Source organism: Pseudomonas sp. PKS, from assembly GCF_051913525.1.
Classification (GTDB): Bacteria; Pseudomonadota; Gammaproteobacteria; order Pseudomonadales; family Pseudomonadaceae; genus Aquipseudomonas; species Aquipseudomonas guariconensis_D.
On record NZ_JBEGDO010000019.1, the window covers coordinates 65,121 to 89,921 of the forward strand.

The window sequence follows — 24,801 nt, forward strand, 5'->3', positions numbered from 1 at the left end:
CCCATGAGCACTCCCGCCCAGCATGTCCTGCAATCGAGCGAGCGCCACATCGACAGTGCGCGCCTGTGGCAATCCCTGATGGACCTGGCGCGCCTTGGCGCCACCGCCAAGGGTGGCGTCTGCCGCCTGGCCCTGACCGACCTCGACCGCCAGGCACGCGACCTGTTCGTGCAATGGTGCAAGGCCGCCGGTTGCGACGTCAGCATCGATGCAGTCGGCAACATTTTCGCCCGCCGTCCGGGGCGCAATCCGAAGCTGCCACCAGTGATGACCGGCAGCCACATCGACACCCAGCCCACCGGGGGCAAGTTCGACGGCTGCTTCGGGGTCATGGCCGGCCTGGAGGTGATCCGCACCCTCAATGACCTGGGCGTGGAGACAGAGGCGCCATTGGAAGTGGTGGTATGGACCAACGAGGAAGGCTCGCGCTTTGCCCCGTGCATGATGGGCTCAGGCGTGTTCGCCGGTAAGTTCACCCTCGAAGACACCCTGGCCAAAGTCGACGCCCAGGGCGTGACCGTCGGCGAGGCGCTCAATGCCATCGGCTATGCCGGTCAACGGGCAGTGCTCGGTCACCCGGTGGGCGCCTATTTCGAGGCGCACATCGAGCAAGGACCGATCCTCGAGGACCAAGCCAAGACCATCGGCGTAGTGCTGGGCGCCTTGGGCCAGAAGTGGTTCGACCTGACCCTGCGCGGCGTCGAGGCCCATGCCGGTCCAACGCCGATGCACCTGCGCAAAGACGCCTTGGTGGGCGCCGCCGACGTGGTGGCGGCGGTCAACCGCACGGCGCTGAGCCATCAGCCTCACGCCTGCGGCACGGTGGGCTGCCTGCAGGCCTACCCTGGCTCGCGCAACGTCATCCCCGGCGAAGTGCGCATGACCCTCGATTTCCGTCACCTGGAGGGTGAGCAGTTGGATGCGATGATCGCTGAAGTCCGCCAGGTGATCGACAGCACCTGCCAGCGGCATGGCCTGAGCTACACGCTGACACCGACCGCGGACTTCCCTGCCCTGTACTTCGACCCAGGCTGCGTCGATGCCGTACGCGACTCGGCGCGCAACCTGGGCCTGGCGCACATGGACATCGTCAGCGGCGCGGGGCATGACGCGATCTTCCTCGCCGAGCTGGGCCCTGCGGGGATGATCTTCGTGCCCTGCGAAGGCGGCATCAGCCACAACGAAATCGAGAATGCCACGCCAGAGGACCTGGCGGCCGGCTGCGCGGTGTTGCTGCGCGCCATGCTGGCAGCTTCGCAGGCAATTGCCAGCGGGCGCCTGGCGGCCTAGCCAGACGGAAGATCATCGGCGCTGCTGCGCAGCCCATCGCGGGACAAGCCCCGCTCCCACTGGGACAACACCGCTGAGCCGGTGGGAGCGGGTTTATCGAAGCGTCGAACCGCCACGAAGCAGACTGTGCGGTGGTAGCCGATGTTCGCGGTGTGAACCCACTCTTACAGGGGCGAGGCCTTTCCTGCCAAGGCGTCCGGCGTATCCACATCACGCAGTACGCCGGCGTCGTCCACCTCCAGCACTACACAGCCATCCCGGTGTGAGCGCACCACCGCGCGCGCACCCTCGTCACCCGTAAGACGCATCAGCTCGGGCCAGAAGGCGCGGCCGAACACCACAGGATGCCCCTGCCGCCCCTCATGCGAGGGCAAAAGGATGCTGGACGCCGAAGCGGCCTGCGCCATCCGCCGCAAAGTGTCCGGCAAGATCCAAGGCATGTCGCCCAACAGGATGGCGACCGCGTGAGCATTGCCGTCCTGAAGCGAGGCCACGCCCGCCGCGAGGCTATGGCCCATGCCCAAGGCGGCATCTGGGCTAGGCACCACCCGGCAGCCTGCTGGCAGCCCCAGATCCTGCATACATTCACCCTCACGCAGCACCACCCGCACCTCATCGAACACGGCCAGGGCCTGCTCGACACTGTGGGCCAACAGGCTACGCCCGTCGTCCAGAGGCGCACGGCGCTTGTCGCTGCCGAAACGCACGCTGCGTCCGGCGGCCAGTACCAGCGCGACGACCGTCACAGCGCCTCGCGGGCGATGCCGCTGCGGGTACGCAGCACATCCGCGAGAACCGCCAAGGCGATTTCCGCAGGGGTCTTGCTGCCCAGGTTCAGGCCGATGGGGGCGTGAATCCGTCCCAGGGCCTGCTCATCCAGCTTGCCGATACGCTGGAGGCGTTCGCGGCGCTTCTCTGAGGTGGTGCGCGAGCCCATCACCCCGATGTAGAACGCCTCGGTGCGTACCGCTTCGAGCATGGCCAGATCATCGATCTTGGGATCGTGGGTCAGGGCGACGATCGCCGTGTCGCGGTGGCAGCCGCCATTGGCAATGAACACCGACGGCAGCTCGCGACGAATCTCGATGCCTTCGAGCTCCACGCCGTCGAGCACCTCCTCGCGGGGTTCACAGAGGATGACTTCAAAACCAAGCCCCTTGCCGAACTCCGCGCAGAAGTGCGCGACGCTGGAATACCCCGCCAGCAGCAAACGCTGGGCCGCGCCTACCCGCAGCAGGACGACCGCGTCGCCGTAGGCCACCCGAGGCCCCTGCTCGACGTCGTCGCTCAACCGGCGCTGGCCATCGTGCAGGCTCACCTGGCGTAACAGCCGACGCCGGCCGAGCAAGGCCGACTCCAGCTCGCGCAAGTGCGCCTGCACGTCGCAATCTGCTGGCAGGTTCTCCACCAATACATCGAGCACGCCACCGCACGGCAGGCGGATGTTCGAGCGGCTGTCGCTGCCATCGCCATAGCGCACCACCGCGACCGGGCCTGCGAACTCGCCCTCGCTGACCCGAGCCAGGAAGTCTTCCTCGACGCAGCCGCCAGAGAGCGACCCCACCCACTGCCCGCGCTCGTTGACCGCCAGCAGGGAACCCGGCGCACGGGGCGCCGAGCCGTAGGTGAAGAGCACGGTGCACAGCCACACACGCTGGCCCTGGCCGGACCATTGCAGCGCCTGTCGCACTACTTGCAGATCAAGATGCTGCACGGCTCACTCCGTCCTCAGGTTCGCCAGCTGCTGGGTACTCAAGTCCCCGGGCAGCCCGCCCCACGCTTCACGCAGGTAGTTGACCAGGTCGGTGACTTGCCCGTCGTCGAGCTTTTTGGCAAAGCCCGGCATGGGCTGCATACGCTCGAAGCCGGTGAGCTGCTGCTCGCGGATGCCTTCGAGGATCACCTTGGCCAGGTTGCGCGAGTCGGCCTGGCGCAGCACGGTGTTGCCCTGCATGGCCACCGCGATGTGCGGCTTGCCCTCGCCCTCGACGCCATGACAGCCGGCGCAGACGTTGAGGTACTGCTGGCGGCCACGCTTGGCGCTCTCGCCGAGCTGGTCCACCGGCACGGCCTGCACGACCTTGGCCTTCGGTGGCTGGTCACCCAGCAGGTAGGTGGCCATCGCGGCCAGGTCGGCGTCTTCCAGATGTTGGGTGCTGTGGTGCACCACCGGGAACATCTCGTTGAACATGCTGCCCTGGGCACTGATGCCGTGCTTGAGGAACGTGGTCAGGTCCGGCTGGGTCCAGCCGCGCTCGGCCAGGTCCTGGGCCAGCAGGCTGGGTGCCAGGTAGCCGGCCAACAGGCCGCCGGTCAAGCGCTTGTCCTGCTCCAGGGCGCCGATGCGGTTACGCGGGGTGTGGCATTCGCCGCAGTGGCCGAGCACTTCCACCATGTACTGCCCGCGCTGCCAGGCCTCGCTCTTGCCCTCGGTGGCCTGCAACTGCACGCTCTTGCCGTACAGCATGTTCCAGCCGGCCAGGCCCATGCGCACGTTGAACGGGAAGCTCAGGCTGGTTTCAGGTGCGGGCCGGTTGATCGGCGGCACGGTCATCAAGTACGCGTGGATGGCGTCGGCATCCTCGCGCTTGATCAAGTGGTACGAGGTGTAGGGCATCGCCGGGTACAGGTTGGCGCCGTCCTTGCGCTTGCCCTCGGTGAGGGCTGCGAAGAATTCGTCGCGGCTGTAGTCACCAATCCCGAACTGCTTGTCCGAGGTGATGTTGGTGCCGTAGATCGTGCCGAACGGAGAGTGGATCGGCAGGCCGCCGGCGAACGGCGCACCGCCTTCGGCCGTGTGGCAGGCCATGCAGTCGGCGGCACGGGCCAGGTACTCGCCACGCTTGACCAACGCCTGGTCGGCTGCCTGTACACCGAGCGACAGCGCCGCCCCCACGGCCAGCGCCAGGCCCGAAAGAACGTGCCTCATGCTCAACCCTCCTTGACCAGGCCGAGGTCGCTGAGCACTTCGCGCGTGGCGTCGTAGTAACGCACATACCCGGTGCAGCGGCAGATGTGATGGCCGAGGCTGGCCTCGATGGCCCCTTCGAGCTCGCTCTTTTTCAGCGGCTGGCGCTGGGCCTTTTCCACCAGCACGGTGGCGGCATTGACGAAGCCGGGTGCGCAGTAGCTGCACTGGAAGGCGAAGCGGTCGACGAACTTCTGCTGGATCGGATTCAGCTCGCTGAGGTTGCCCGCCTCGTCATGCTTGGCATGGCCCTCGATGGTGCGCACCTTCTTGCCTTCGAAGTAATGCGCGCCGGTGATGCAGGTGCGCACTTCCTCGCTGGTGCCGTCGGGGTTGTCGACGATCACCACGCAGGCGTGGCAGATGCCCTGGCCACAGCCCAGGCGGGAGCCGGTGAGGTTCTGGTATTCGTGCAGGTAATCGATCATTGCCAGGTCTTCGGGCACTTCGGCCGGACCGACGGATTGACCATTCAAGGTCATTTGAAGCGGACGGTTAGCCATTGAGGGCCTCCTTGACGCGGGCGGGGGTGATAGGCAGGTCGCGAACACGCTTGCCAATGGCATGGGCCACGGCATTGCCGATCGCGCCGACCACCGGGATCATCACCACTTCGGCGATGCCCTTGGAGGGGTCGGTCGGTGACAGCGGCGGCAGGATTTCCGAGGTCTGCTGCCACACTGCCACGTCCTTGGCCATCGGCAGGCGATAGCGGTTGAAGTTCCAGTCGCCCTCGCCCGGGCCGCCTTCGTACAGCGGCATTTCTTCGGTCAGTGCATGGCCGATGCCCATGGCGATACCGCCTTCGAGCTGGCCTTTGACCAGTTCCGGCACCAGCACACGGCCACACTCCACCCAGCTGTGGTGGTTGAGTACCTGCACCTGGCCGCTGCCTTTGTTCACCTTCACCTGCACCAGGGTCGCCACCGGGCTGTAGTAGGTCACCATGGCGTTGTTCAGCTGGGTGGCCGGATAGGCGGCGTTCTGGCGGTCCAGCAGGTGGTAGCTGGCGCTGTTCATCTGCGCTTTCTTGACGTTCGGCGCGCCGTCGCCGTACTTGACCGCCATCGCATCGAGCGGCAGGCGCTCACGCACGCCATCGATGACGAAGTCGGATTCGGCCCAGCTCCAGCGGTTGAACGCGTGGACGCTGACGCCGGTCACCAGCCCCATCTCGTGGGCTTTCTTGGCCAGCTCGGCGAACGGAATCGGTGCCAGGCCATTGCCGGTGAGTTCACCGTTGACCCAGACCGCGTTCTCACGGCGCACCACCAGCGGGTTGGCCTGGCCACCAAACGGGCCCTGGCGCCACAGCGACAGCGCCGCCGGCCATAGGCCGTGGTTGAACAGCACACGTGCGGCTTCGCGCGTGGCGTGGCTGAAGTAGAAGGCCGAGTTGGTCGCCGAGGATGGCGAGGCCAGCTTGCCGACCCAGCGTGGGTCGCGCAGGGCAGCGTCCTGCTCGGCCTGGCTCATCAGGTAGGGGTTGCCATGGGTGGCCAATTGCAGCTCCGGCCACTCGGTTTCGGCGGTTTTCACTTCATCGGCCGGACGCCCCAGGAAGTCGCTGACCACGAACGCCTGCGAGGTCGACATGCCAGTGCCCAGTTCGGTGCCGATATGACGCAGGCTGATACGCCCGTCGGCCGTGAACTCGATGCTCGCCATGGGCGCTTCGGCGCCGGTGCCGAAGTCCTTCTGGCAAATGGCGAAGCCCACGCCGTACCAGTTGTCGGCGTCCTTGGCTTCCATGGTCTTCTTGTAGGCGTCGCGGTTCTTCCACAGCTCGTGGGCGCTGGCCTTGTCGAGGATCTCGTGCAGGCGCAGGGCCCCGGCGGGCACGGCGCCCTGGGTGTTCTTCATGCCCGACTTCAGGGCATTGACCCGGCGCAGCTCGATGGCATCCACACCCAGGCGACCGGCGATCTCATCGACCATCATCTCGGTCGCGGCCATGGTCTGCAGGGTGCCATAGCCACGCATGGAGCCGGCCTCGACCCCGCGGGAGTGGTAGGCGGTCACGGCCAGGTCGCTCTGTGGCATGTAGTAGATCGACTGCGCCGCGGTCGCGCCCACGGCGGCCACCGAGGAGCTGTAGTTGGCGCGTCCGCCACCGTCGACACTCATGTCAGCGCGGAAGATCTTGAACGACATATCCTTCTTGTCCACCGCCAGTTGGTAGTGGATGTCGAACGGATGGCGCTTGATGCCGCTCTGGAACTGCTCGTAGCGGTCGTTGGCCAGGCGCACGGGCACACCGTTGCCATACAGGGCCGCGACGGCAGCGTAGAACACGAAGATGTTGTTGTCCTTGGAGCCGTAGCCGACCGTGTAGCCGGGGTGCATGTTCAGCGTCTTGAGGGCAAAGCGCGACGGTTTGATCATGTGCACGCATTCCTGTGCCACCTCGAAGGGGCACTGGGTCGCCACCACGAAATGCAGGGTGCCGCTTTGCGGGTCGTACCAGCCGTTGCCGTTGTCCGGCTCAAGCGCTGCCGGTTCGATCGAGGGCGTCTTGTAGCGCTCATCGAACACCAGCCAGTCCTCAGGGGCCTGCTTGAGCTGGTCGGCCATGCGATTGGCGTAGAACAGCCCTTGCTCGGTGAGGGTGCCGTGCTGCTTGGGCTCGTTGGTCCAGACCGGTTTACGGTTGAGGATGGTGGGGAACAGCATGGAGTTCTTCAGGCTGGAGAACTCGTCCTCCTCGAACGGCGTCTTGCCCGCCACCCGCACGAAACGGAAGCTGCCATAGGGGTCGCCTTGATACAGCGGCGCCTGGGCGCCGTAGCGGATCGCCTTGTCGTTGAATTGCAACTTGAGCTTGGCCTGACGGTAACGCTCGAAGTCGTTCCAGATCAAGATCGCCACCGGGTGGCCGATGAACATCGGCACCTTGCCAGGTGGCAGCAGCGGGTCCGGCGAGTGGGCCTCGGGCCAGGCGATGCCATCCTTGTGCAGGTCTTCGGCAGTGACGACGCGGTCCGGCTGCAGGTCGGCGCCCAGCCAGGCAAGGTCCAGGCCTGCATAGATGCGGTCGGCCTTGATGGTCTTGAGCAGCAGGGCGTGGCCTTGCTGCTGGGGCCAGCCGGGCATGTCCTTGGCGCGGATGTCGCGGGCGAACACCTTGTTGCCGCACACCTTGGACAGCGCATCGTTGCGAAAACGTGTCTTGCCGTCATGGCTCATCCACTTCTGCGGCGAAGTGGTGACACTGTTTTCCATCAGGGCGGCGAAGGCCGGGCTGCCGAGCGGCGCGAGGGTCACCCCTACGCCCGCGATCACGCCGCCTTGCAGGAAGGCGCGCCGGGAAATATCACGGTGGGTCATGCTTCATCCTCTGGGCAGAGCGCGCCTGCCCATGACGTATTCTGGTACTTGATAGCTCGGAGGGCGGAATCACTGACGTTCCGAAAGCAAGGTCGGAGTGGAAATCACAAAAACTGACCTTGGCGTCAAGTTTAGCGCAACGACCGCGCCCCTGGCAAAGTCAAGCAGACAACTTGTCGCGCCGACGTACGAATTTTCGCCATAGCCATTGAGAATGAAGACAATCGCTCAAGCGGCACTGGCCATCAGCGCTTGCATTTGGCCAACACCACCTGACAGGTATGCGGCGTACCGCCGGAGCGGCTGGCGTAGCGCATGCAGTTGTGCAGGGACTTCTGCCGGGCAATGCTCATGCTCGCCCCCCAGGCCAGACCGCCCTCGCCCTCCGTCGGCAAGGCCTTGGCATAGCAGTTCGACCCCGCTGCCGCTGCAGCGTACCGAGCCGTGCTGGCTTTGCTGCTGCAGCCAGCGGCCAGGGCGAGGTTGATGGCAAGCAAGGTGCACAAGGCCCATGAGGGGCTCTGGCGCGCAAGTTTTCCCCACATGTCGAGGACTCCAGAATCAAAAGCTGCAGAGCCTGGCCGGTCTGCCTGAAGATTTCAACCGCGGCTATTGGGCCCTGAAACGCCAGACGATCTCGACCACCCGTGAAGCCAGAACCAGATATAGCACGCACAACAACACCTGCAGCACCGTGTGGTAAGGCAGCTTGGCCAAGCGGTGCAACGTATCGCTGACATTGAGCAACAACAGCACAGCCGAGACCAGGATCAGGCCCCAACCCGTCAGATTCGATACCCAGAGCCCGAGCAGAACCTGGTGGTTACCGTGGATCGCCTCGGTGCCTGCCGCGAACAGCAACGCACAGACCAGTAGATTCTTGAAGTTATCGAAGACTTTGGTGCTCAGGTCGGCGTCCAGCAGCTCAAGGTACTTTCGCCAAAGTTTGCGCATAACCTCTCCCGACAGAGCGGTGCCCGCGTTAGCGAAATTCTAGAAGAAGTTGAACGACTTGCCGGCCATCGACAGGACGGGTTTTCTTTCCCGCCCCCAGTAGTGACGCAGGCATGACCCTTGTATGCTGTCCTGCGCCGCGAACGCCCTTCTGCACCGGACTCCGCTGACCTATGCCCGTTGACCTTCAAGCGCTTTACCCCAAGCTGATCCACCTGATGCTGGACACGGTCTTCGTGGTCGACAGGGACAACGAAATCGTCTTTGTCAGCGACGCGTGCGAAACCCTGCTCGGCTATCGGGCCAGCGAGCTGGTCGGCACGCCGATCACCCGCTACATGCACCCCGACGATCTGGAAGCCACCCGCGCCTCGATCATCCGCATCATGAATGGCCAGCCCCATGTGGATTTTCGCAATCGTTACATCCGCAAGGATGGCGGTGTGGTGCACATCCTGTGGGCGGCCTTCTGGTCCGATGAAGTCGGGGCCCGCATCGGCGTGGCGCGCAACGTCACGGCCCTGGTCCAGGCCGAGAAGGAGCTGCGCTTTCTCGCCCACCATGACCCGCTGACTCAGCTGGCCAACCGCTCGCTGTTCAACGACCGGCTGGAATCGGCCCTGCACACGGCACACCGCCAACAGAGCACACTGGCGCTGCTGTTCGTGGACATCAACGATTTCAAGGGCATCAATGATGTCCATGGCCATGCGGCGGGCGACCGCGTGCTGTGCACGGTCGCGCGACGGCTCGAAGCCTGCGTGCGCGAGACCGACACCGTGGCACGCATGGGCGGTGACGAGTTCATCGTGCTGTTGACCGACATCCCATCGCACAGCGCGGTGGCCGAAAAGATCGTGCAGATCCTCGCGGCCATGGCCGAGCCGTTGGACGCCGAGTTCGGCGAGATCAAGATGCCTTCCTGCAGCATCGGCGTGGCCTGCTACCCGGCGGACGGCGAGGATGCCGACGCGCTGCTCAGCCATGCCGATCACGACATGTACCGGATCAAGCGACAGCGCTCGGGCACGCGCTGATACGCGCCTGAAATCAAGCGCTTGAGACAACCTGGCGCGATTGCGCGATACTATTGTGCTACCACTTTTTCTGGAAAAGGACTTCACCCCATGAAGCGTCTGTTTGCCTACACCCTGGTCGCACTGGCCCTGGCCGGCTGCGACAAAGCCGAGCAGAACACCGCCCAGGCCACCGTCCCCACCGGACAATGCGCCAAGGACATCGACTGCAAAGGCGATCGCATCTGCGAAAGCGGCCAGTGCGTCAGCCCGCAGGCCCCGCACCCCCTCGCCGCCAAGCCCCCGGTGGCGCCGGAACTGGCCCCCGCTGCACCGACCATGGCCTACGAAACGCTGCTGGTCAGTGGCGACAGTGCAGGCCCCTTCAGCATCCAGCGCATGGAACTGGGCACCGCGCTGATGTACCCGTCGCGGGCCGGCGTCGTGAACGTCATGGAGTCGGTCGTCGAAGATGTCGAAGCCACCGGCTATGTCACCATCGAGAAGGCCTATTCGTTCGGTCCCAGCAAGTACGTCGTGGTGGTGTCCACCGGTGAAGGCGGTAACGCCTGCCCCGCGTCCACCTATGTCTTCAGCTTCGACACCAAGGGCGAGTACGTGGATGGCAAACAGGCAGTCGATGGCTGCTCCGAAGTCGTCGAGTCGCTGGCCGAGGGCAACAAGCTGACGGTCAAGAAGGATGGCGTCGCGACGGTGGTGTACAACGGCGTCGTGCAGTAACACCGGAACACCCAAGCCCAGCGCCAGTGCTGGGCTTTTTTTATCCTCGATTTTCCGGCCACGGCGGTGGATCATCAGTCGATCGGATGTGTGGAGATGACTTCGATGGCAATGCCGGTCCTGATCAATGCCGACCTGCGGCAAACGGTGATCGTGCAGGGACACGCCCTGCCCTGGATCCCCAGCCCGCAAGCCGGGGTGGAGCGACGCCTGTTGTTCCGCATCGGCCAGGAGCAGGCCCGCGCCACTTCGCTGGTGCGCTATGCGCCAGGCAGCCGGTTCAATGCCCACGCCCATCCGGGCGGTGAGGAATTCCTGGTGCTGGAGGGGGTCTTCGAGGACGAACAGGGGCAGTACCCAGCGGGCAGCTATGTGCGCAACCCACCCGGCAGCCGGCACTCGCCGGGGTCGGCCCAGGGCTGCGTCATCTTCGTGCACTTGCGCCAGTTCCATCCCGAGGACCATGAGCGCGTGGTCGAGCAGGTGCCCGACCAGGGTGACCGGGCACTGTGGCAGAACATGCATGAACGGGTATGGGTGCAGCAGGCCCGGCCCGGACAGACGCTGGAGATTGCCAACCCGCGAGGCCTGGAACTGTTCGTGCTCGACGGCCAGTTACGGGGGGACGGCTTCGCGTTGCAGCCCTGGAGCTGGATGCGCCTGCCACCGGGAGCTGCGGTCCAGGCGTTGGCGGGCGATGCCGGGGCGCGGATCTGGATCAAGGATGCCGCGCTGGACCTCACGACCTGTTGATCCAGCACGCGCTTCGCTACTTTTGGTATCACAGTATTACGGTATACCTAGAATCGCGACACCTCTACGGCCCTGAAATGCCCTTGGAATGCGCCTTTTGGCCAAAAAACCGAGCGTGGCCCGAAGATTGCTTTGCTCTTTTCAACCGTTTCAGGGCGCACCCACATGGGCACTTTCTTCACCACCGCAGGCAATCGTCATCAAGCTGCCCCCAACAGGGCTGGCGGTGACCGACATGCCCTGCCCAGTGCCATGCAAGGCTTCCTTCGCCATGGAGTCGCCCCCGCTCAGGTCACCCTGCCACGCCTGCCGGCCTGCGTGGCGGCCAAACAGAACGGGTTCTGGCAAATAGTCGCGTAAGCCCCCCCTTCGAGCGTCGTCTCGACCTTCCCACAAGCGCCCGGCTCGCCTGGACGCTGCGACTGTTCGTTCGCCCTCAAGGCGCCTCCTTCGACGGCGCCAGGGGCACTGTACCCGAGTGATTTACCATGACCTGTACCAGCGCACTTCTCGTGATCGACCTGCAACAGGAGGACGGCTTCCCCCTGGAGCGTTTCGACCAGGTCGTCGGCAACGCCGGCGCCCTCATCGACGCAGCCCGTCGCCTTGCCATCCCCGTGATCTACACCCGCCACGTCAACAACGCCCAAGGCCACGACCTGGCGCACGGGGAACCGGTGGACGAGCATGGCCAACCGACCAGCTACCGCGCCGGCACCTCGGCGGTAGAGATCCTCGATGCCCTGGCGCCACATCCCGGCGACCAGGTGTTGGACAAGCACCGTTACAGCGCCTTCCATGGTACCGACCTGGCACAGCGGCTTCGAAGCCAGGGTATCGAGCACCTGGTGGTGTTCGGCGTGCTGACCGATGTGTGCGTCATGACCAGCGTGTTCGATGCCTACCAGCACGGCTTCACCCTGAGCCTGGTAGCCGATGCCTGCACGGCCACGACGCTGGGTGCGCACTATTCAGCCCTGATGATCCTCTCCAACTGGATCTACGGGCTGGAGATTTTCTCCACGTCACAGCTGCTACGCCATTGGCAGCAGCAGCCGGCAGGCTCGGTGCGTACCGATACGCCCGACCACCTCGCCTTCCACCCCGAGGCATTCGTCGACGCGATCCAACGCTTCGAACACCGCCTTGCCCATGATTGCTGAGTGTGGAGATCCCTGATGAAAGTTGAAAATCGCAGCATCGATTTCATCCCTGAGGGCGAGCGCTACGGTCAGGCGCGTTCGCTGTTCTTCGTGTGGTTCGGCGCCAATGCCAACATCACCACGGTCGCGGCCGGCGTCTTGCCCATCAGTCTGGGCCTCAACCTGTTCTGGAGTGCGCTGTCGATTCTTTTGGGCTCGATGATCGGCGCCCTCTTCATGGCGTCACATTCTGCCCAAGGGCCCAAGCTGGGCATCCCACAGATGATCCAGAGCCGGGCCCAGTTCGGCGTCTATGGCGCGATCGTGCCATTGTTGTTCGTCATGCTCATCTACCTGGGCTTCTTCGTCAGCAACACCTTGCTCGCCGCCCAGGCCGTGGCCAGCGCCAGCCCGATCGGCAATGGCGGCAACATCGTGGTGCTGGGTGCGGTGTGCTTCCTGGTCGCGTTGTTCGGCTACCAACTGATCCATCGCCTGCAAAAGCTGCTGACGCTGGCTTCGCTGGCGGTGTTCGGCATTGCGACCTGGCTGGCGCTCAGCTTGCCGTTGCCAGCCGGGCAATGGTCGCTCGAAGGGTTCAGCCTGCCGACCTTCCTTGCCTCGGTGAGCATTGCAGTCACCTGGCAGCTCTCCTATGCGCCTTACGTGGCCGACTACTCCCGCTACTTGCCTACCGAAACCCCGACGCGGCAGGTGTTCTGGTACAGCTACTTGGGCACGGTGGTCGGCGGGAGCTGGATGATGCTGCTGGGTGCGGTGCTGGCCAAGGCAATGGCCGGATTCGGGGACAACGTCGGCTTGAACCTGGTGGGATTGCTCGGCGGCAGCACGGTGTTGATGTTCGCCTTCGTGCTCTACGGCCAGATCGCCATCAACGTCTTCAACCTTTACGGGGCATTCATGTCGACAGTCACCGTGATCGAGCCCTTCACCGCGCTCAAGGTCACCGCATGGGTGCGAGCAGGGTTCCTGCTGGTGATCGCCACTGCGGCTACAGGGTTGTGCACGCTTGCCCAGGATGACTTCATTGCGTTCTTCCTGAACTTCATCTTCTTCATGAGCTACTTCCTGATCCCTTGGACGGCCATCAACCTGGTCGACTACTACGTCGTGCGCAAAGGGGTATACCGCATCGAGGACATCTTCCGGCCGAGCGGTATCTATGGCCGGGTGAATGGCGTGGCGATCGGCGTATTCCTGGTCACCATCGTGCTCGAGGTGCCGTTCATGAACACTTCGATGTACGCCGGGCCCATCGCCACCCACCTGCAAGGGGTTGACCTGGCCTGGGCAGTCGGACTGATTTTCCCAGCGCTGACCTACTACTGGCTGATGGGCAGACGCAAGGCGCTGGCCGGCGCCTGCGCATAAGACCAGGCCCTTCTGCGGCGTGTTCTTCGCGGATGAACCCGCTCCTACAGGATCGGCGCCGATCCGGTGGGAGCAGGTTCATCCGCGAAAAAAAGCTGTGTGAGAGGGACTACGGAGTTTGAGGGTGCGGCCGAAGGGCTGCGAAAGGGGCGCATCGCGCCCCCGGTAGCCGCCAAGGCTGGCGACTGGCTCAGCGCAGGGTCACCTTGGCCCGTGCGCTGTGCAGCTTCTTGTAGCTGTCGATCAAGCGCAGGTGGCGGTCGAGGCCTTCGAGCTTCATGCTCGTCGGTGCCAGGCCATGGAAACGCACGCTGCCGTCAACCGAACCCAGTACCGCATCCATGCGCGCATCGCCGAACATGCGGCGGAAGTTGGCTTCGTAGTCGGCCAGCTCCAAGTCCTCGTCCAGCTCCACTTCCAGCACCACGTTCAAGGCCTGGTAGAACAGCCCGCGCTCGACGGTGTTGTCGTTGAACTGCAGGAAAGTCTCCACCAGTTCCTTGGCCGCCTCGAACTGCTCCAAGGCGAGGTAGATCAGCAGCTTGAGCTCCAGGATGGTCAACTGCCCCCAGACCGTGTTGTCGTCGAACTCGACGCCGATCAAGGTGGTGATGTCGGTGTAGTCATCCAGCTCGCTCTCCTCCAGCCGCTCGACCAGCGCCGCCAGGGCGTCATCGTCCAGGCGATGCAGGTTGAGGATGTCGGCGCGGAAGAACAGGGCCTTGTTGGTGTTGTCCCAGATCAGGTCATCCACCGGATAGATTTCCGAGTAGCCCGGCACCAGGATGCGGCAAGCGGTTGCACCGAGGTGCTCGTACACCGCCATGTACACCTCTTTGCCCATGTCCTCGAGGATGCCGAACAACGTGGCGGCCTCTTCGGCGTTGGAATCCTCGCCTTGGCCGGAGAAGTCCCACTCGACGAACTCGAAGTCGGCCTTGGCACTGAAGAAGCGCCAGGACACCACGCCGCTCGAATCGATGAAGTGCTCGACGAAGTTGTTCGGCTCGGTCACGGCGTGGCTGGAGAAGGTCGGCTGAGGTAGATCGTTCAGGCCCTCGAAGCTGCGCCCCTGCAGCAGCTCGGTCAGGCTGCGCTCCAGTGCCACTTCGAAGCTTGGGTGTGCACCGAAGGACGCGAACACACCGCCGGTACGCGGATTCATCAAGGTAACGCACATCACCGGGAACTCACCGCCGAGCGAGGCGTCCTTGACCAGCACCGGGAAGCCCTGCTCTTCGAGCCCCTGGATACCCGCCAGGATCGCGGGGTACTTGGCCAGCACCTCCTGCGGCACATCCGGTAGCGCCAGCTCGCCTTCGAGGATTTCGCGCTTGACCGCCCGCTCGAAGATTTCCGACAGGCACTGCACCTGCGCTTCGGCCAGGGTATTGCCGGCGCTCATGCCGTTGCTCAGGAACAGGTTCTCGACCAAGTTGGACGGGAAGTACACCACCTCGCCGTCGGACTGGCGCACATAGGGCAGCGAGCAAATGCCGCGCTCGACGTTGCCAGAGTTGGTGTCGTACAGGTGCGAGCCACGCAGCTCGCCTTCAGGGTTGTAGATTTCCAGGCAGTACGGATCGAGGATTTCCGCAGGCAGTGCGTCTTTGCGACCCGGCTTGAACCAGCGCTCGTCCGGGTAATGCACGAACGGCGCGTTGGCGATGTCCTCGCCCCAGAACTGGTCGTTGTAGAAGAAGTTGCAGTTCAGGCGCTCGATGAACTCGCCCAGGGCCGACGCCAAGGCACTCTCCTTGGTCGCGCCCTTGCCGTTGGTGAAGCACATCGGCGAGTGGGCATCGCGAATGTGCAGCGACCATACGTTGGGCACGATGTTGCGCCACGAGGCGATCTCGATCTTCATGCCCAGACCGGCCAGGATCTGCGACATGTTGGCGATGGTCTGCTCCAATGGCAGGTCCTTGCCCGGGATATAGGTGCTCGCGCTCGGGTCGGTGTCCACCATCAGCAACGCCTGGGCATCGGCGTCGAGGTTTTCCACCTCTTCGATGACGAAGTCGGGCCCGGTCTGCACGACCTTCTTCACCGTGCAGCGCTCGATCGAACGCAAGATGCCCTGGCGGTCTTTTTCGCTGATGTCCGCCGGTAATTCCACTTGGATCTTGAAGATCTGTTTATAGCGGTTTTCCGGATCGACAATATTATTCTGCGACAGTCTAATATTATCGGTCGGAATGTTTCGTGTATTGCAGTACAACTTTACAAAGTACGCCGCACACAAGGCCGAGGACGCCAGGAAATAATCGAACGGCCCGGGTGCCGAACCGTCGCCCTTGTAGCGGATCGGCTGATCGGCCACCACTGTGAAGTCATCAAACTTGGCTTCGAGCCGAAGATTGTCGAGAAAGTTGACCTTGATTTCCATGCGGGAATACCGTGATAACGAGCAAAACAAAATGGCCGCCATTATCCGGTTTTTCCCATCGAAAGTCTTGTGCTTTTCGGCCCCCGACGTAGGGCCAGGCGAGCCGGGCCTGGGGCGTTTTCGGCACACGTGCGCCCTATCGACCTGGCATCCTGCCCCCGCTTGCGACCGCCGGTCGACGACCGTCGCGGTCCATCCGGATGCAACGTAGTCGCGCTTTCCGGAGTCAGGAACAGGTTGTTTATGGAACTACTTTTTTCCCTGCGTGCAACATCCAGAACATAGCCGCATGACAATTAGGCTGGATGCGTCCCCGCCGGAAAACTGCAACTTTCTCATGCATTGGCAAACTGCCATTAAGCCGCTTAAGATGGCAACGCTGATGGACCTGTTGCCGAGCAAGAAGGAATTCCCGTGCTCTTGAGTATCCCCACTCTCATTCTCGTCACCGTGTTCCTGCTCGGCCTGATGGGGACGCTCACCCTGCATACCTGGGCGCGCGGCAAACGTGAACGGCCCCTGGGATACCTGGGCGCGATGCTCTTGCTGGCCTCGGTGGGCGTCGCGCTGATCAGCCTTCGCGAGCGCGGTTACGACCTGGTGCCCCTGGTGTTGGGCAACATCGTGCTGTTGCTGTCGGCCGCGCTGGGCTGGACCGCCATGCGCACCTTGGCCGGGCGCACGCCCTACCCGCCCGGCATCGTCTTGGGCGTGGTGGTCTGGTTGCTGTTCTGCCTCTTCCCTGTCTTCTATGACTCCCTGCCCTTGCGCATCACGGTCTATTCAACCCTTGCCGCAGGCTATTCGGGCCTCGGCATCGTGGAGCTGTGGCGTAGCCGCAGACGCCTGAACGTCGCGTATCTGCCTGCGCTGTTGATCATGGGGATGCACACAGGCTTCTACATCCTGCGCACCCTTGTCGATGAAGGCGTTTCACTGGAGCATGCCTTGTCTGGCAGCGGCAGTGGCGCACGATTCTTCGCCTTCATGCTGTTCGAGTCGATGCTCTATGCCACCGGCATCGCCTACATCACCCTGGCCATGGTCAAGGAACAGGCAGAACAGAAGTACAAGACCGCCGCCAATACTGATGAGCTGACCGGTATCGGCAACCGCCGTGCGTTCATTACCCAAGGCGAACACGTGCTGGCCGACGCCAAGCGCAACAAAGCGCCCATCGCCCTGCTGCTGTTCGACCTGGATCACTTCAAGCACCTCAATGACAGCCTCGGCCACCAGGCAGGCGACCAGGCGTTGATCGCCTTCAGCCAACTGGCTACCCACAATCTGCGCCACGACGATGTGTTCGGCCGGATCGGCGGCGAGGAATTCGCTTGCCTTCTGCCCGGTGCAGGGGAACAGATCGCGACTCTGGTCGCGCAAAACATTCGTCAGCGCTTTCATAGCGCGGCACTGCCGACGCCAGGGAGCCTGAGCGTCAGCATCGGTGTCGTCACCAGCGAGGCCGCAGGCTACGAACTCTCGCGCCTGCTGGCGCTGGCGGACGACGCGCTGTATGCCGCCAAGGCTGCAGGACGCAACCGTGTCCATGTGTTCGAGCACAGTGCAGCCAGCGAGCCGGCCATCGAGGGCTAGGCCAACCCCGTGCGCTCCAGGTATGCCGCCAGGTACTCGATGAACGCCAGCACCTTCCCCGTCGCCCGCCGATGGCTGGGGTACACCGCCAGGATCTTCGGCCCGAAGGCGTCGGGGTCGATCGCGTAGTCTTCCATCAAGCGCACCAGGCGCCCATCGGCCAGATAGGGCGCGCCACTCCACAGCGGCACATGAAACAACCCGCCACCGGCCAGCGCGCTGGCCAGCAGCAGGTCGTAGTTGTCGCTTTCCAGTCGGGCATTGGTGGGCTGCAGCAGGCTCAGCCGCTCGCCGTCCTTCTCCACCCACCAGTAGGTGCGGCTCAGGGCGGCATGGCGATACAACAGCCAATCGTGCTGATCGAGGGTCTGGGGCGTGACCGGTATCGGGTTGCGCGCCAGGTAGTCGGGGCTGGCGCACAGGGTCAGGCGGTTGCGACCGACCTCCTTGGCGATCAACCCGGGCAAATCGTTATGCCCCTCGCGCAGGGCCAGGTCGTAGCCGCTTTCCACCAGGTCGACGAAGTCATCGGACAGGTCCACGCGCAGGCGGATCTGCGGATAGTCGCGCAGAAACTGTGAACACACCTGGTCCAGAAAGGCCCGCCCATAGGCCAGCGGCGCCGTCAGCCGCAGGATCCCATGCAGACCGTGTTGCATCTGCCCCACCACTTCGCCGACTTCATGCATGCGCATGAGCACCTGGCGCGCGGTTTCCAGGTAGACCTTTCCGGCTTCGGTCAGCACCGTGCGCCGCGTGCTGCGCTCGAACAGCCGCACGCCCAGGTCATCCTCCAGATGGCTCACGGCCTTGGTCAGGGCCGACGGGGTCTTGCCCAGTTGCTCGGCGGCGCGACTGAAACTGCCGTGCTCGGCAGTGGCGACGAACATGGTGATGGCGGCGAACTTGTCCATGGTTTTTCCATTCAGGAAAAAAGCTTTTGCGCATTTCGGGCGTTCTGCCTGCCCGGGCCAGCCGTTAGTCTCGCCAACAGACCCAAAAAAACAAGAGGTTTTGCAATGAGACGTTTCACGCCTACGTTGCTGTCCGTGGCGCTGGCTTTTGCCTCGATGGATTCGATGGCCGCTGCGGATCTGGTGCTGCTCAATGGCAAGCTGTACACCGCCGACCCCGCCCACCCATCTGCACAGGCCATGGCCGTACAGGACGGCAAAGTGCTCAAAGTAGGCACCGATGCCCAGATCAAGGCCCTGGCCAGCAGCACGACCCAGGTCATCGACCTGGGCGGCAAGCGGGTCATGCCGGGGATGATCGACAGTCACTCCCACGCCATCTTCGGCGGCCTGGAGCTGTCGGCGGCCAGCCTGGCCGATGAGGAGGACGTGCCCACCGCGGAGCTGGAAAAACGCTTGCGCACCTGGCGTGACGACGGCACTGCCCGCCAGGGCGATGTGTTGACCGTGGTCGGGGTGAGCTCCACCTACTGGGCCAAGGCCGAGGAACTGGGCGCGACCTTCAACCACGGTGAGTGGGCAACGGTGCCGGTGGTGTTCATCGGCAGTGACCATCACACCGCCTGGGCCAACCAGGCCATGCTCGACCGCGCCGGTATCGACGCCAAGCTCCTGGCCGCCCTGCCCGCCGCCGAACGCGACACCCTGGGCCAGAAGCAAGACGGCACACCCAATGGCTTTGCCGTGGATGCCGGCTGGGACCGCATCAGCGCCGCCATGCCCTCCCCCAGCGCCGCCGCCCTGCTGCACGCCGCCGACGCCGCGGTGAAATACAACAACGCCTTCGGCATCACCGCCTGGATGGACCCGGCCGCCAACGCCGCACCTGGGGAGTCGGTGTTCAGCCTCAAGCCCACGGAAAAATCCATCGGCGTACTGCCGGCCTACAAGGCCCTGGCCGAGAAAGGCCAGTTGAATGCCCATGTCGCCGCGCTGCTGGTGGCCAACCCCAAAAGCCTGCCGGCCGACCTCGACACCCTGGACAAAGTTCGCCAGCAATTCCAGGGCGTCCCCAACCTGACGCTGCCCGGCATCAAGGTATTCGCCGACGGCGTGGTGGAATATCCGGCGCAAAGCGCGGCGATGCTCGAGCCCTACAGCAATTCCCACAAAACCGGAGAGCTCTTGATCGACCCGGCGCATTTCGGCGACCTGGTCAGCGCCGCCGACGCCCGAGGCTGGCTGGTACACATCCACGCCATCGGTGACCGGGCGGTACGCGAATCGCTCAACGGCATCGCCCAGGCGCGCAAGGACCGCCAGAGTGGCGTCACCCACTCCATCACCCACCTGCAACTGGTGAACCCCACCGAGTTCGCCCGCTTCAAGCCCTTGAACGTGATCGCCTCGATGCAACTGCTCTGGGCCTCGGGCGACGAATACACCCTGGACATGGTCAAGCCCTACGTCAGCCCCCATGTCTTCCCCTACCAGTACCCTGCCCATTCGCTGCTCAGTCACGGTGCCACCATCGCCGGGGCCAGCGACTGGTCGGTGTCCTCGCCCAACCCGTGGCTGGCCATTCACCAGGCCATCACCCGCGAAGGCCCCAAGGGTGTGCTCAACCCCAAGGAACGCATCGACCGCCAGACCATGTTCCAGGCCTACACCCTCAACGCCGCACGCACCATTGGCCTGGACAAGCAGATCGGCTCGCTCACGCCCGGCAAGCAAGCCGACTTCATCGTGCTGGACCGCGATGTACTCACCGTCGCAGACAATGACCTGGCCGACACCCGCGTCCTGCAGACCTGGTTCGGCGGCCGCGAAGTCTACAAAGCCGAGCACTGACCCCCACTGCACCACACCAAGCTCCCGGGCTACCCGGGAGCCAGGCCGCGCTTTGCCCGCACCTGCCAGAACAATCACAACAAACAGGTACCTTCATGCGCCGCATCCTGCTCCTTGCCTCGACCCTGGCCCCCTTGACCAGCCAGGCCGTGTCCCTGAGTGATGACTTCTACCTGGAGATCGAACCCGCGCTGGTCAGCGATTACCGTACCCGCGGCATCTCCCAGACCCAGAACGACCCCGCCGCCCAGCTCGCCATCACCCTGCAGCACGCCAGCGGCCTGTACCTCGGCGCCTGGACCTCCAACGTGGACTTTGGTTTCGGCACCAAGACGCGCCAGGAGGTGGACTACTACGCCGGCTGGTACTGGCAGGCCACCGATGAGATCAGCCTGGATGTGGGCTACCTCAAGTACACCTACCCCAAGTCGAGCCTGTACAACCTGAGCGACTACTACGCCGCCCTCACCTTCTACGGCGTCACCCTCGGGGCGAACTACTCCAACGACACCGGCAGCGCCCTGGGCGATGACCAGGACACGCTCTACAGCTACGTGGGCTACGAAACCGCCCTGCCGCTGGAGATCGGCTTGCAGCTGCGCTACGGGCGCATGGACTTCAAGGACCCGATGTACACGGCCGCCGATGGCAAGGCATCGTCGGACCACCATGAGTGGGAAGTGAAGCTGACCCGTGAGCTGGCCGGTCTGACCTGGGGCTTGTCGTACATCGACACCGACCTGTCCAAGACCGAATGCGCCAGCAGCTATGGGTTCGATGATGTGTGTTCGGCGACCTGGGTGGGGAGTGTGAGCAAGAAGTTCTGACCCAGGGCTGCACAGGCAGCCCCAGCACGCTGTCGTTGCGTTGCCTGTACGGACGCTTTCGCGGGTTAATCCGCCCCTATAGGGATCGGGAGCGGGTCTATCCGCGAAGCAGTCGTCACATATCCAGGCATGTGAGCCCTTGCGTCGAAAGCGTTGGGTCAGGCGGTGCGCGTCGCAACCGCCGCCACCTGCTGATCGGCATGGTACGACGAGCGCACCAGCGGCCCCGAGGCGACGTTGCCAAAGCCCATGGCCAAGGCCTGCTCGGCGAACCAGGCAAAAGTGTCCGGATGCACGAAGCGCTGCACCGGCAGGTGGCTGCGCGAGGGTTGCAGGTACTGGCCCAGGGTCAGCATCTCGACCTGGTGTTCGCGCATGCGCTGCATCACCTCTAGCACCTCCTCATCGGTCTCGCCCAGCCCCAGCATCAGCCCTGACTTGGTCGGCACGCCAGGGATGCGCTGCTTGAACCGCTCCAGCAAATCCAGCGACCACTCGAAATCCGAGCCAGGCCGCGCCGCCTTGTACAGGCGTGGCACGGTTTCCAGGTTGTGGTTGAACACATCCGGTGGCGCCTGTTCGGTGATCGCCAGGGCCACATCCATACGCCCTCGGTAGTCCGGCACCAGGGTTTCCAACTGGATGCCCGGCGAACGCTGGCGGATCTCGCGCAGGCAGTCGACGAAGTGCTGCGCCCCGCCGTCGCGCAGATCGTCCCGGTCGACCGACGTGATGACCACGTACTTCAGGCGCAACTCGGCGATGGCGATCGCCAGGTTGCGAGGCTCATCGACATCCAGCGGCTTGGGCCGGCCATGGCCCACGTCGCAAAACGGGCAACGGCGCGTGCAGATGTCGCCCATGATCATGAACGTCGCCGTGCCACCGGAGAAACATTCCCCAAGGTTCGGACAGGACGCCTCCTCGCACACGCTGTGCAGCTTGTGTTTGCGCAACAAGGCCTTGATGCGCGCCACCTCCGGCGTGGTCGGGATCTGCACGCGGATCCAGTCCGGTTTGCGCGGTACCTCCTCGGTGGGCAGGATCTTGACCGGGATGCGCGCCACCTTCTCGGCGCCGCGCAGCTTGACCCCGGGCTCCAGGGGCGCCGGGCGAGTAGCGACAGGCTGGTTTTGGTTCATCTTCATGCTCCGGCAGGCAGGCCTTCAGCCTCGGTAGTAACGTTGCGCCACGAACGGCGTGCGGGTCACGCGCATCGGCACCCGCTTGCCTCGCACCTCGGCGAAGACCTCGGTGTCCAGGGCCGCCCAGGCGCTCTGCACGTAGCCCATGGCCAACGGGCCGCCCAGGCTCGGGCCGAAACCACCGCTGGTGACCTGGCCAATGACCTGGCCATGGGCATCAAGCAATGGCGCGCCTTCGCGCACCGGCACTCGCTCCTGGGCCAGCAGACCGACTCGCTTGCTCGGCACGCCATCGCGCAACTGGGCGAGGATGCGCTCGGCACCGGGGAAGCCACCTGGGCGCACGCCATCGACACGACGGGCCTTGGAAATCGCCCAGGCCAGGCTCGCCTCGACCGGAGTGGTGTATTGGGCCATGTCGTGGCCATACAGGCACAGCCCGGCCTCCAGGCGCAGCGAGTCACGCGCCCCCAGGCCGATGGCCTCGACCTCGGGCTCGGCCAGCAGCGAGCGGGCCAGCATCAGGGCATCCTGGGTCGGCACGGAGATCTCGTAGCCGTCCTCGCCGGTGTAGCCCGAGCGGCTGACATAGCAGTCCACCCCCAGCAACCGCACGCGAGCGAACTGCATGAACGTCATGGCTTTGACTTCGGGTGCCAGGCGCGCCAGCACCGTGGCGGCCGCCGGCCCCTGCAGGGCGAGCAAGGCGCGGCTGTCGAACAACGACTCGACCTCGCACAGCCCTTCCAGGTGCTGCTTGAGATGCTGTAGGTCCTGCGCCTTGCAGGCGGCATTGACGACCAGGAACAAGTAGTCCCCGGCGTTGGCCACCATCAGGTCGTCGAGGATGCCGCCCTGGGCGTCGGTGAACAGCGCATAGCGCTGCATGCCCACCGGCAGGTCGACGATATCGACCGGCACCAGGCTCTCCAAGGCCTTGGCAGCATTTGCGCCGTGCAGACGGATCTGCCCCATGTGCGAGACATCGAACAGACCGGCCTGTTCACGGGTGTGCAGGTGCTCCTTGAGCACCCCCAGCGGGTACTGCACCGGCATGTCGTAGCCGGCGAACGGCACCATGCGCGCGCCCAGTTGCAGGTGCAGGGCATGCAGCGGCGTTTTTTGTAGTGGTTCGTTGGACACGGAAGACTCCTGGCATTCGATGAGGTGAACGATCACGCCGTCGCGGCGGCGAGCACTGCGAATCAGGCCGAATAGACCGGGAACCGCGCGCACAGCTCCGCGACCTGGCGGGCCACCTGGGCCTCGACATCGGCATCACCCAGATGCTCGAGAATGTCGCAGATCCACGACGCAAGGGCGCGGCACTCCGGTGCCTGGAAGCCACGGGTGGTGACGGCCGGCGTGCCCAGGCGCAGGCCTGAGGTCACGAACGGCGATTGCGGATCGTTGGGCACCGCGTTCTTGTTGACCGTGATATGCGCACGGCCCAAGGCGGCATCGGCGTCCTTGCCGGTGATGCCCTGACGGATCAGGCTGACCAGGAACAGATGGTTGTCGGTGCCGCCAGAGACCACATCGAAACCGCGCTGCATGAAGATCTCGGCCATGGCCTGGGCGTTGGCGACCACCTGCTGCTGGTAGGTCTTGAACTCAGGCGCCAGCGCTTCCTTGAAGCACACGGCCTTGGCCGCGATCACATGCATCAACGGGCCGCCCTGCCCTCCTGGGAATACCGCCGCATTGAGCTTTTTCTCAAGCTCCGGATCAGCCTTGGCCAGGATCAGACCGCCGCGCGGGCCGCGCAGGGTCTTGTGGGTGGTGGTAGTGACCACATCGGCATAAGGCAGCGGATTGGGGTAGACGCCCGCTGCGACCAGGCCCGCAACGTGGGCCATGTCGACGAACAGGTAGGCACCGACCTTGTCGGCGATGGCGCGAAAACGGGCAAAGTCCAACGTCTTGGAGTAGGCCGAGAAGCCGGCGACGATCATCTTCGGCTTATGCGCGAGCGCCAGGCGCTCGACCTCGTCGTAGTCGATCAGGCCATTGGCGTCGATGCCGTACTGCACAGCGTTGTACAGCTTGCCCGAGGACGACACCTTGGCGCCGTGGGTCAGGTGCCCGCCATGGGCCAGGCTCATGCCAAGCAGGGTGTCGCCAGGCTGCAACAGGGCCAGGTAGACAGCCGCGTTGGCCTGGGAGCCAGAGTGCGGCTGGACGTTGGCATAGCCTGCGCCGAACAGCGCCTTGGCCCGGTCGATGGCCAGTTGCTCGACCACATCCACATGCTCGCAACCGCCGTAGTAGCGCTTGCCCGGATAGCCTTCGGCGTACTTGTTGGTCAGCTCGGTGCCTTGAGCCTGCATCACCTGCGGGCTGGTGTAGTTCTCCGAGGCGATCAGCTCGATGTGGTCTTCCTGGCGTTTGGCCTCGCGGGCGATGGCCTCGAACAGCGCAGGGTCGAAATCGGACAGTGTCAGGCTTTTATGGAACATGTGCGTGTTTCCTTGTTGTTCTGGTTGAAGGCAAATC

Annotated in this window: 22 protein-coding genes; 10 read left to right on the forward strand and 12 right to left on the reverse strand. The window is 64.1% G+C overall.

Annotated features, from left to right (window positions below):
- Nucleotides 1–3 precede the first annotated feature (3 nt).
- Nucleotides 4–1,290, forward strand: coding sequence for a Zn-dependent hydrolase (locus ABOA88_RS18195; RefSeq protein ID WP_367850936.1), 1,287 nt, complete (start codon nucleotides 4–6; stop codon nucleotides 1,288–1,290).
- 164 nt (nucleotides 1,291–1,454) lie between these two features.
- Here ABOA88_RS18195 and ABOA88_RS18200 read toward each other — a convergent pair whose 3' ends face one another.
- The 7 genes from ABOA88_RS18200 to ABOA88_RS18230 all read right to left on the reverse strand — a co-directional run bounded on the left by ABOA88_RS18200 (nucleotide 1,455) and on the right by ABOA88_RS18230 (nucleotide 8,539).
- Nucleotides 1,455–2,036: a nucleotidyltransferase family protein gene (locus ABOA88_RS18200; protein ID WP_367850937.1), complete on the reverse strand. Its 582-nt coding sequence runs from the start codon at nucleotides 2,034–2,036 to the stop codon at nucleotides 1,455–1,457.
- A complete protein-coding gene (locus ABOA88_RS18205) occupies nucleotides 2,033–3,004 on the reverse strand; it encodes an XdhC family protein (protein WP_367850938.1) in 972 nt (323 codons plus the stop codon). The genes ABOA88_RS18200 and ABOA88_RS18205 overlap by 4 nt, the downstream gene beginning before the upstream one ends.
- 3 nt (nucleotides 3,005–3,007) lie before the next feature.
- Nucleotides 3,008–4,219, reverse strand: a complete 1,212-nt coding sequence (locus tag ABOA88_RS18210; protein ID WP_367850939.1) for a c-type cytochrome — start codon at nucleotides 4,217–4,219, stop codon at nucleotides 3,008–3,010.
- A 2-nt stretch (nucleotides 4,220–4,221) separates the two neighbouring features.
- On the reverse strand, nucleotides 4,222–4,761 hold the full coding sequence (locus ABOA88_RS18215; RefSeq protein WP_070093085.1) for a (2Fe-2S)-binding protein: 540 nt from the start codon (nucleotides 4,759–4,761) through the stop codon (nucleotides 4,222–4,224).
- Nucleotides 4,754–7,585: a xanthine dehydrogenase family protein molybdopterin-binding subunit gene (locus ABOA88_RS18220; protein ID WP_196168541.1), complete on the reverse strand. Its 2,832-nt coding sequence runs from the start codon at nucleotides 7,583–7,585 to the stop codon at nucleotides 4,754–4,756. Before ABOA88_RS18220 ends, ABOA88_RS18215 begins: the two co-directional genes overlap by 8 nt.
- A gap of 245 nt (nucleotides 7,586–7,830) precedes the next feature.
- Nucleotides 7,831–8,130: a hypothetical protein gene (locus ABOA88_RS18225; protein WP_196168542.1), complete on the reverse strand. Its 300-nt coding sequence runs from the start codon at nucleotides 8,128–8,130 to the stop codon at nucleotides 7,831–7,833.
- Nucleotides 8,131–8,194: 64 nt separating this feature from the next.
- Nucleotides 8,195–8,539 carry a hypothetical protein gene (locus ABOA88_RS18230; protein ID WP_367850940.1) on the reverse strand — a complete coding sequence of 115 codons (345 nt, stop codon included), beginning with the start codon at nucleotides 8,537–8,539 and terminating at the stop codon, nucleotides 8,195–8,197.
- Between the two features lie 173 nt (nucleotides 8,540–8,712).
- Here ABOA88_RS18230 and ABOA88_RS18235 point away from each other — a divergent pair, with 173 nt between their 5' ends.
- The 6 genes from ABOA88_RS18235 to ABOA88_RS18260 all read left to right on the forward strand — a co-directional run bounded on the left by ABOA88_RS18235 (nucleotide 8,713) and on the right by ABOA88_RS18260 (nucleotide 13,583).
- Nucleotides 8,713–9,576, forward strand: a complete 864-nt coding sequence (locus ABOA88_RS18235; protein ID WP_196168544.1) for a sensor domain-containing diguanylate cyclase — start codon at nucleotides 8,713–8,715, stop codon at nucleotides 9,574–9,576.
- A 90-nt stretch (nucleotides 9,577–9,666) separates the two neighbouring features.
- Nucleotides 9,667–10,296 (forward strand): hypothetical protein, encoded by a 630-nt coding sequence (locus tag ABOA88_RS18240; protein WP_367850941.1) that lies wholly within the window; start codon nucleotides 9,667–9,669, stop codon nucleotides 10,294–10,296.
- 105 nt (nucleotides 10,297–10,401) lie between these two features.
- Nucleotides 10,402–11,049 carry a cupin domain-containing protein gene (locus tag ABOA88_RS18245; protein ID WP_367850942.1) on the forward strand — a complete coding sequence of 216 codons (648 nt, stop codon included), beginning with the start codon at nucleotides 10,402–10,404 and terminating at the stop codon, nucleotides 11,047–11,049.
- A gap of 165 nt (nucleotides 11,050–11,214) precedes the next feature.
- Complete coding sequence (locus ABOA88_RS18250; RefSeq protein ID WP_196168854.1) at nucleotides 11,215–11,409, forward strand: hypothetical protein; 195 nt, start codon at nucleotides 11,215–11,217, stop codon at nucleotides 11,407–11,409.
- 128 nt (nucleotides 11,410–11,537) lie between these two features.
- Nucleotides 11,538–12,212: a cysteine hydrolase family protein gene (locus tag ABOA88_RS18255; RefSeq protein ID WP_367850943.1), complete on the forward strand. Its 675-nt coding sequence runs from the start codon at nucleotides 11,538–11,540 to the stop codon at nucleotides 12,210–12,212.
- Nucleotides 12,213–12,227: 15 nt separating this feature from the next.
- Entirely contained in the window at nucleotides 12,228–13,583 is a 1,356-nt protein-coding gene (locus tag ABOA88_RS18260) for a purine-cytosine permease family protein (RefSeq protein ID WP_196168546.1), read from the forward strand.
- A gap of 190 nt (nucleotides 13,584–13,773) precedes the next feature.
- Here ABOA88_RS18260 and ABOA88_RS18265 read toward each other — a convergent pair whose 3' ends face one another.
- Nucleotides 13,774–15,972 (reverse strand): OsmC domain/YcaO domain-containing protein, encoded by a 2,199-nt coding sequence (locus ABOA88_RS18265; RefSeq protein WP_196168547.1) that lies wholly within the window; start codon nucleotides 15,970–15,972, stop codon nucleotides 13,774–13,776.
- Between the two features lie 414 nt (nucleotides 15,973–16,386).
- Here ABOA88_RS18265 and ABOA88_RS18270 point away from each other — a divergent pair, with 414 nt between their 5' ends.
- Nucleotides 16,387–17,568 carry a GGDEF domain-containing protein gene (locus tag ABOA88_RS18270; RefSeq protein WP_367850944.1) on the forward strand — a complete coding sequence of 394 codons (1,182 nt, stop codon included), beginning with the start codon at nucleotides 16,387–16,389 and terminating at the stop codon, nucleotides 17,566–17,568.
- Here the strand turns inward: ABOA88_RS18270 and ABOA88_RS18275 are convergent.
- Nucleotides 17,565–18,482 carry a LysR family transcriptional regulator gene (locus tag ABOA88_RS18275; RefSeq protein ID WP_196168549.1) on the reverse strand — a complete coding sequence of 306 codons (918 nt, stop codon included), beginning with the start codon at nucleotides 18,480–18,482 and terminating at the stop codon, nucleotides 17,565–17,567. The two genes, ABOA88_RS18270 and ABOA88_RS18275, sit on opposite strands and share 4 nt — an antisense overlap.
- A gap of 105 nt (nucleotides 18,483–18,587) precedes the next feature.
- On the opposite strand from ABOA88_RS18275, the gene ABOA88_RS18280 reads away from it, so the two are divergent.
- Nucleotides 18,588–20,333 carry an amidohydrolase gene (locus ABOA88_RS18280; RefSeq protein WP_196168550.1) on the forward strand — a complete coding sequence of 582 codons (1,746 nt, stop codon included), beginning with the start codon at nucleotides 18,588–18,590 and terminating at the stop codon, nucleotides 20,331–20,333.
- A 95-nt stretch (nucleotides 20,334–20,428) separates the two neighbouring features.
- Nucleotides 20,429–21,160 (forward strand): TorF family putative porin, encoded by a 732-nt coding sequence (locus tag ABOA88_RS18285; RefSeq protein WP_196168551.1) that lies wholly within the window; start codon nucleotides 20,429–20,431, stop codon nucleotides 21,158–21,160.
- A gap of 158 nt (nucleotides 21,161–21,318) precedes the next feature.
- Here ABOA88_RS18285 and lipA read toward each other — a convergent pair whose 3' ends face one another.
- The 3 genes from lipA to glyA form a co-directional block, all read right to left on the reverse strand.
- Nucleotides 21,319–22,302 (reverse strand): lipoyl synthase, encoded by a 984-nt coding sequence (lipA, locus tag ABOA88_RS18290; protein WP_230387664.1) that lies wholly within the window; start codon nucleotides 22,300–22,302, stop codon nucleotides 21,319–21,321.
- 24 nt (nucleotides 22,303–22,326) lie between these two features.
- Entirely contained in the window at nucleotides 22,327–23,448 is a 1,122-nt protein-coding gene (gene gcvT / locus ABOA88_RS18295; RefSeq protein WP_196168553.1) for a glycine cleavage system aminomethyltransferase GcvT, read from the reverse strand.
- 62 nt (nucleotides 23,449–23,510) lie between these two features.
- Complete coding sequence (glyA, locus tag ABOA88_RS18300) at nucleotides 23,511–24,764, reverse strand: serine hydroxymethyltransferase (RefSeq protein WP_367850945.1); 1,254 nt, start codon at nucleotides 24,762–24,764, stop codon at nucleotides 23,511–23,513.
- Between the last annotated feature and the right edge of the window lie 37 nt (nucleotides 24,765–24,801).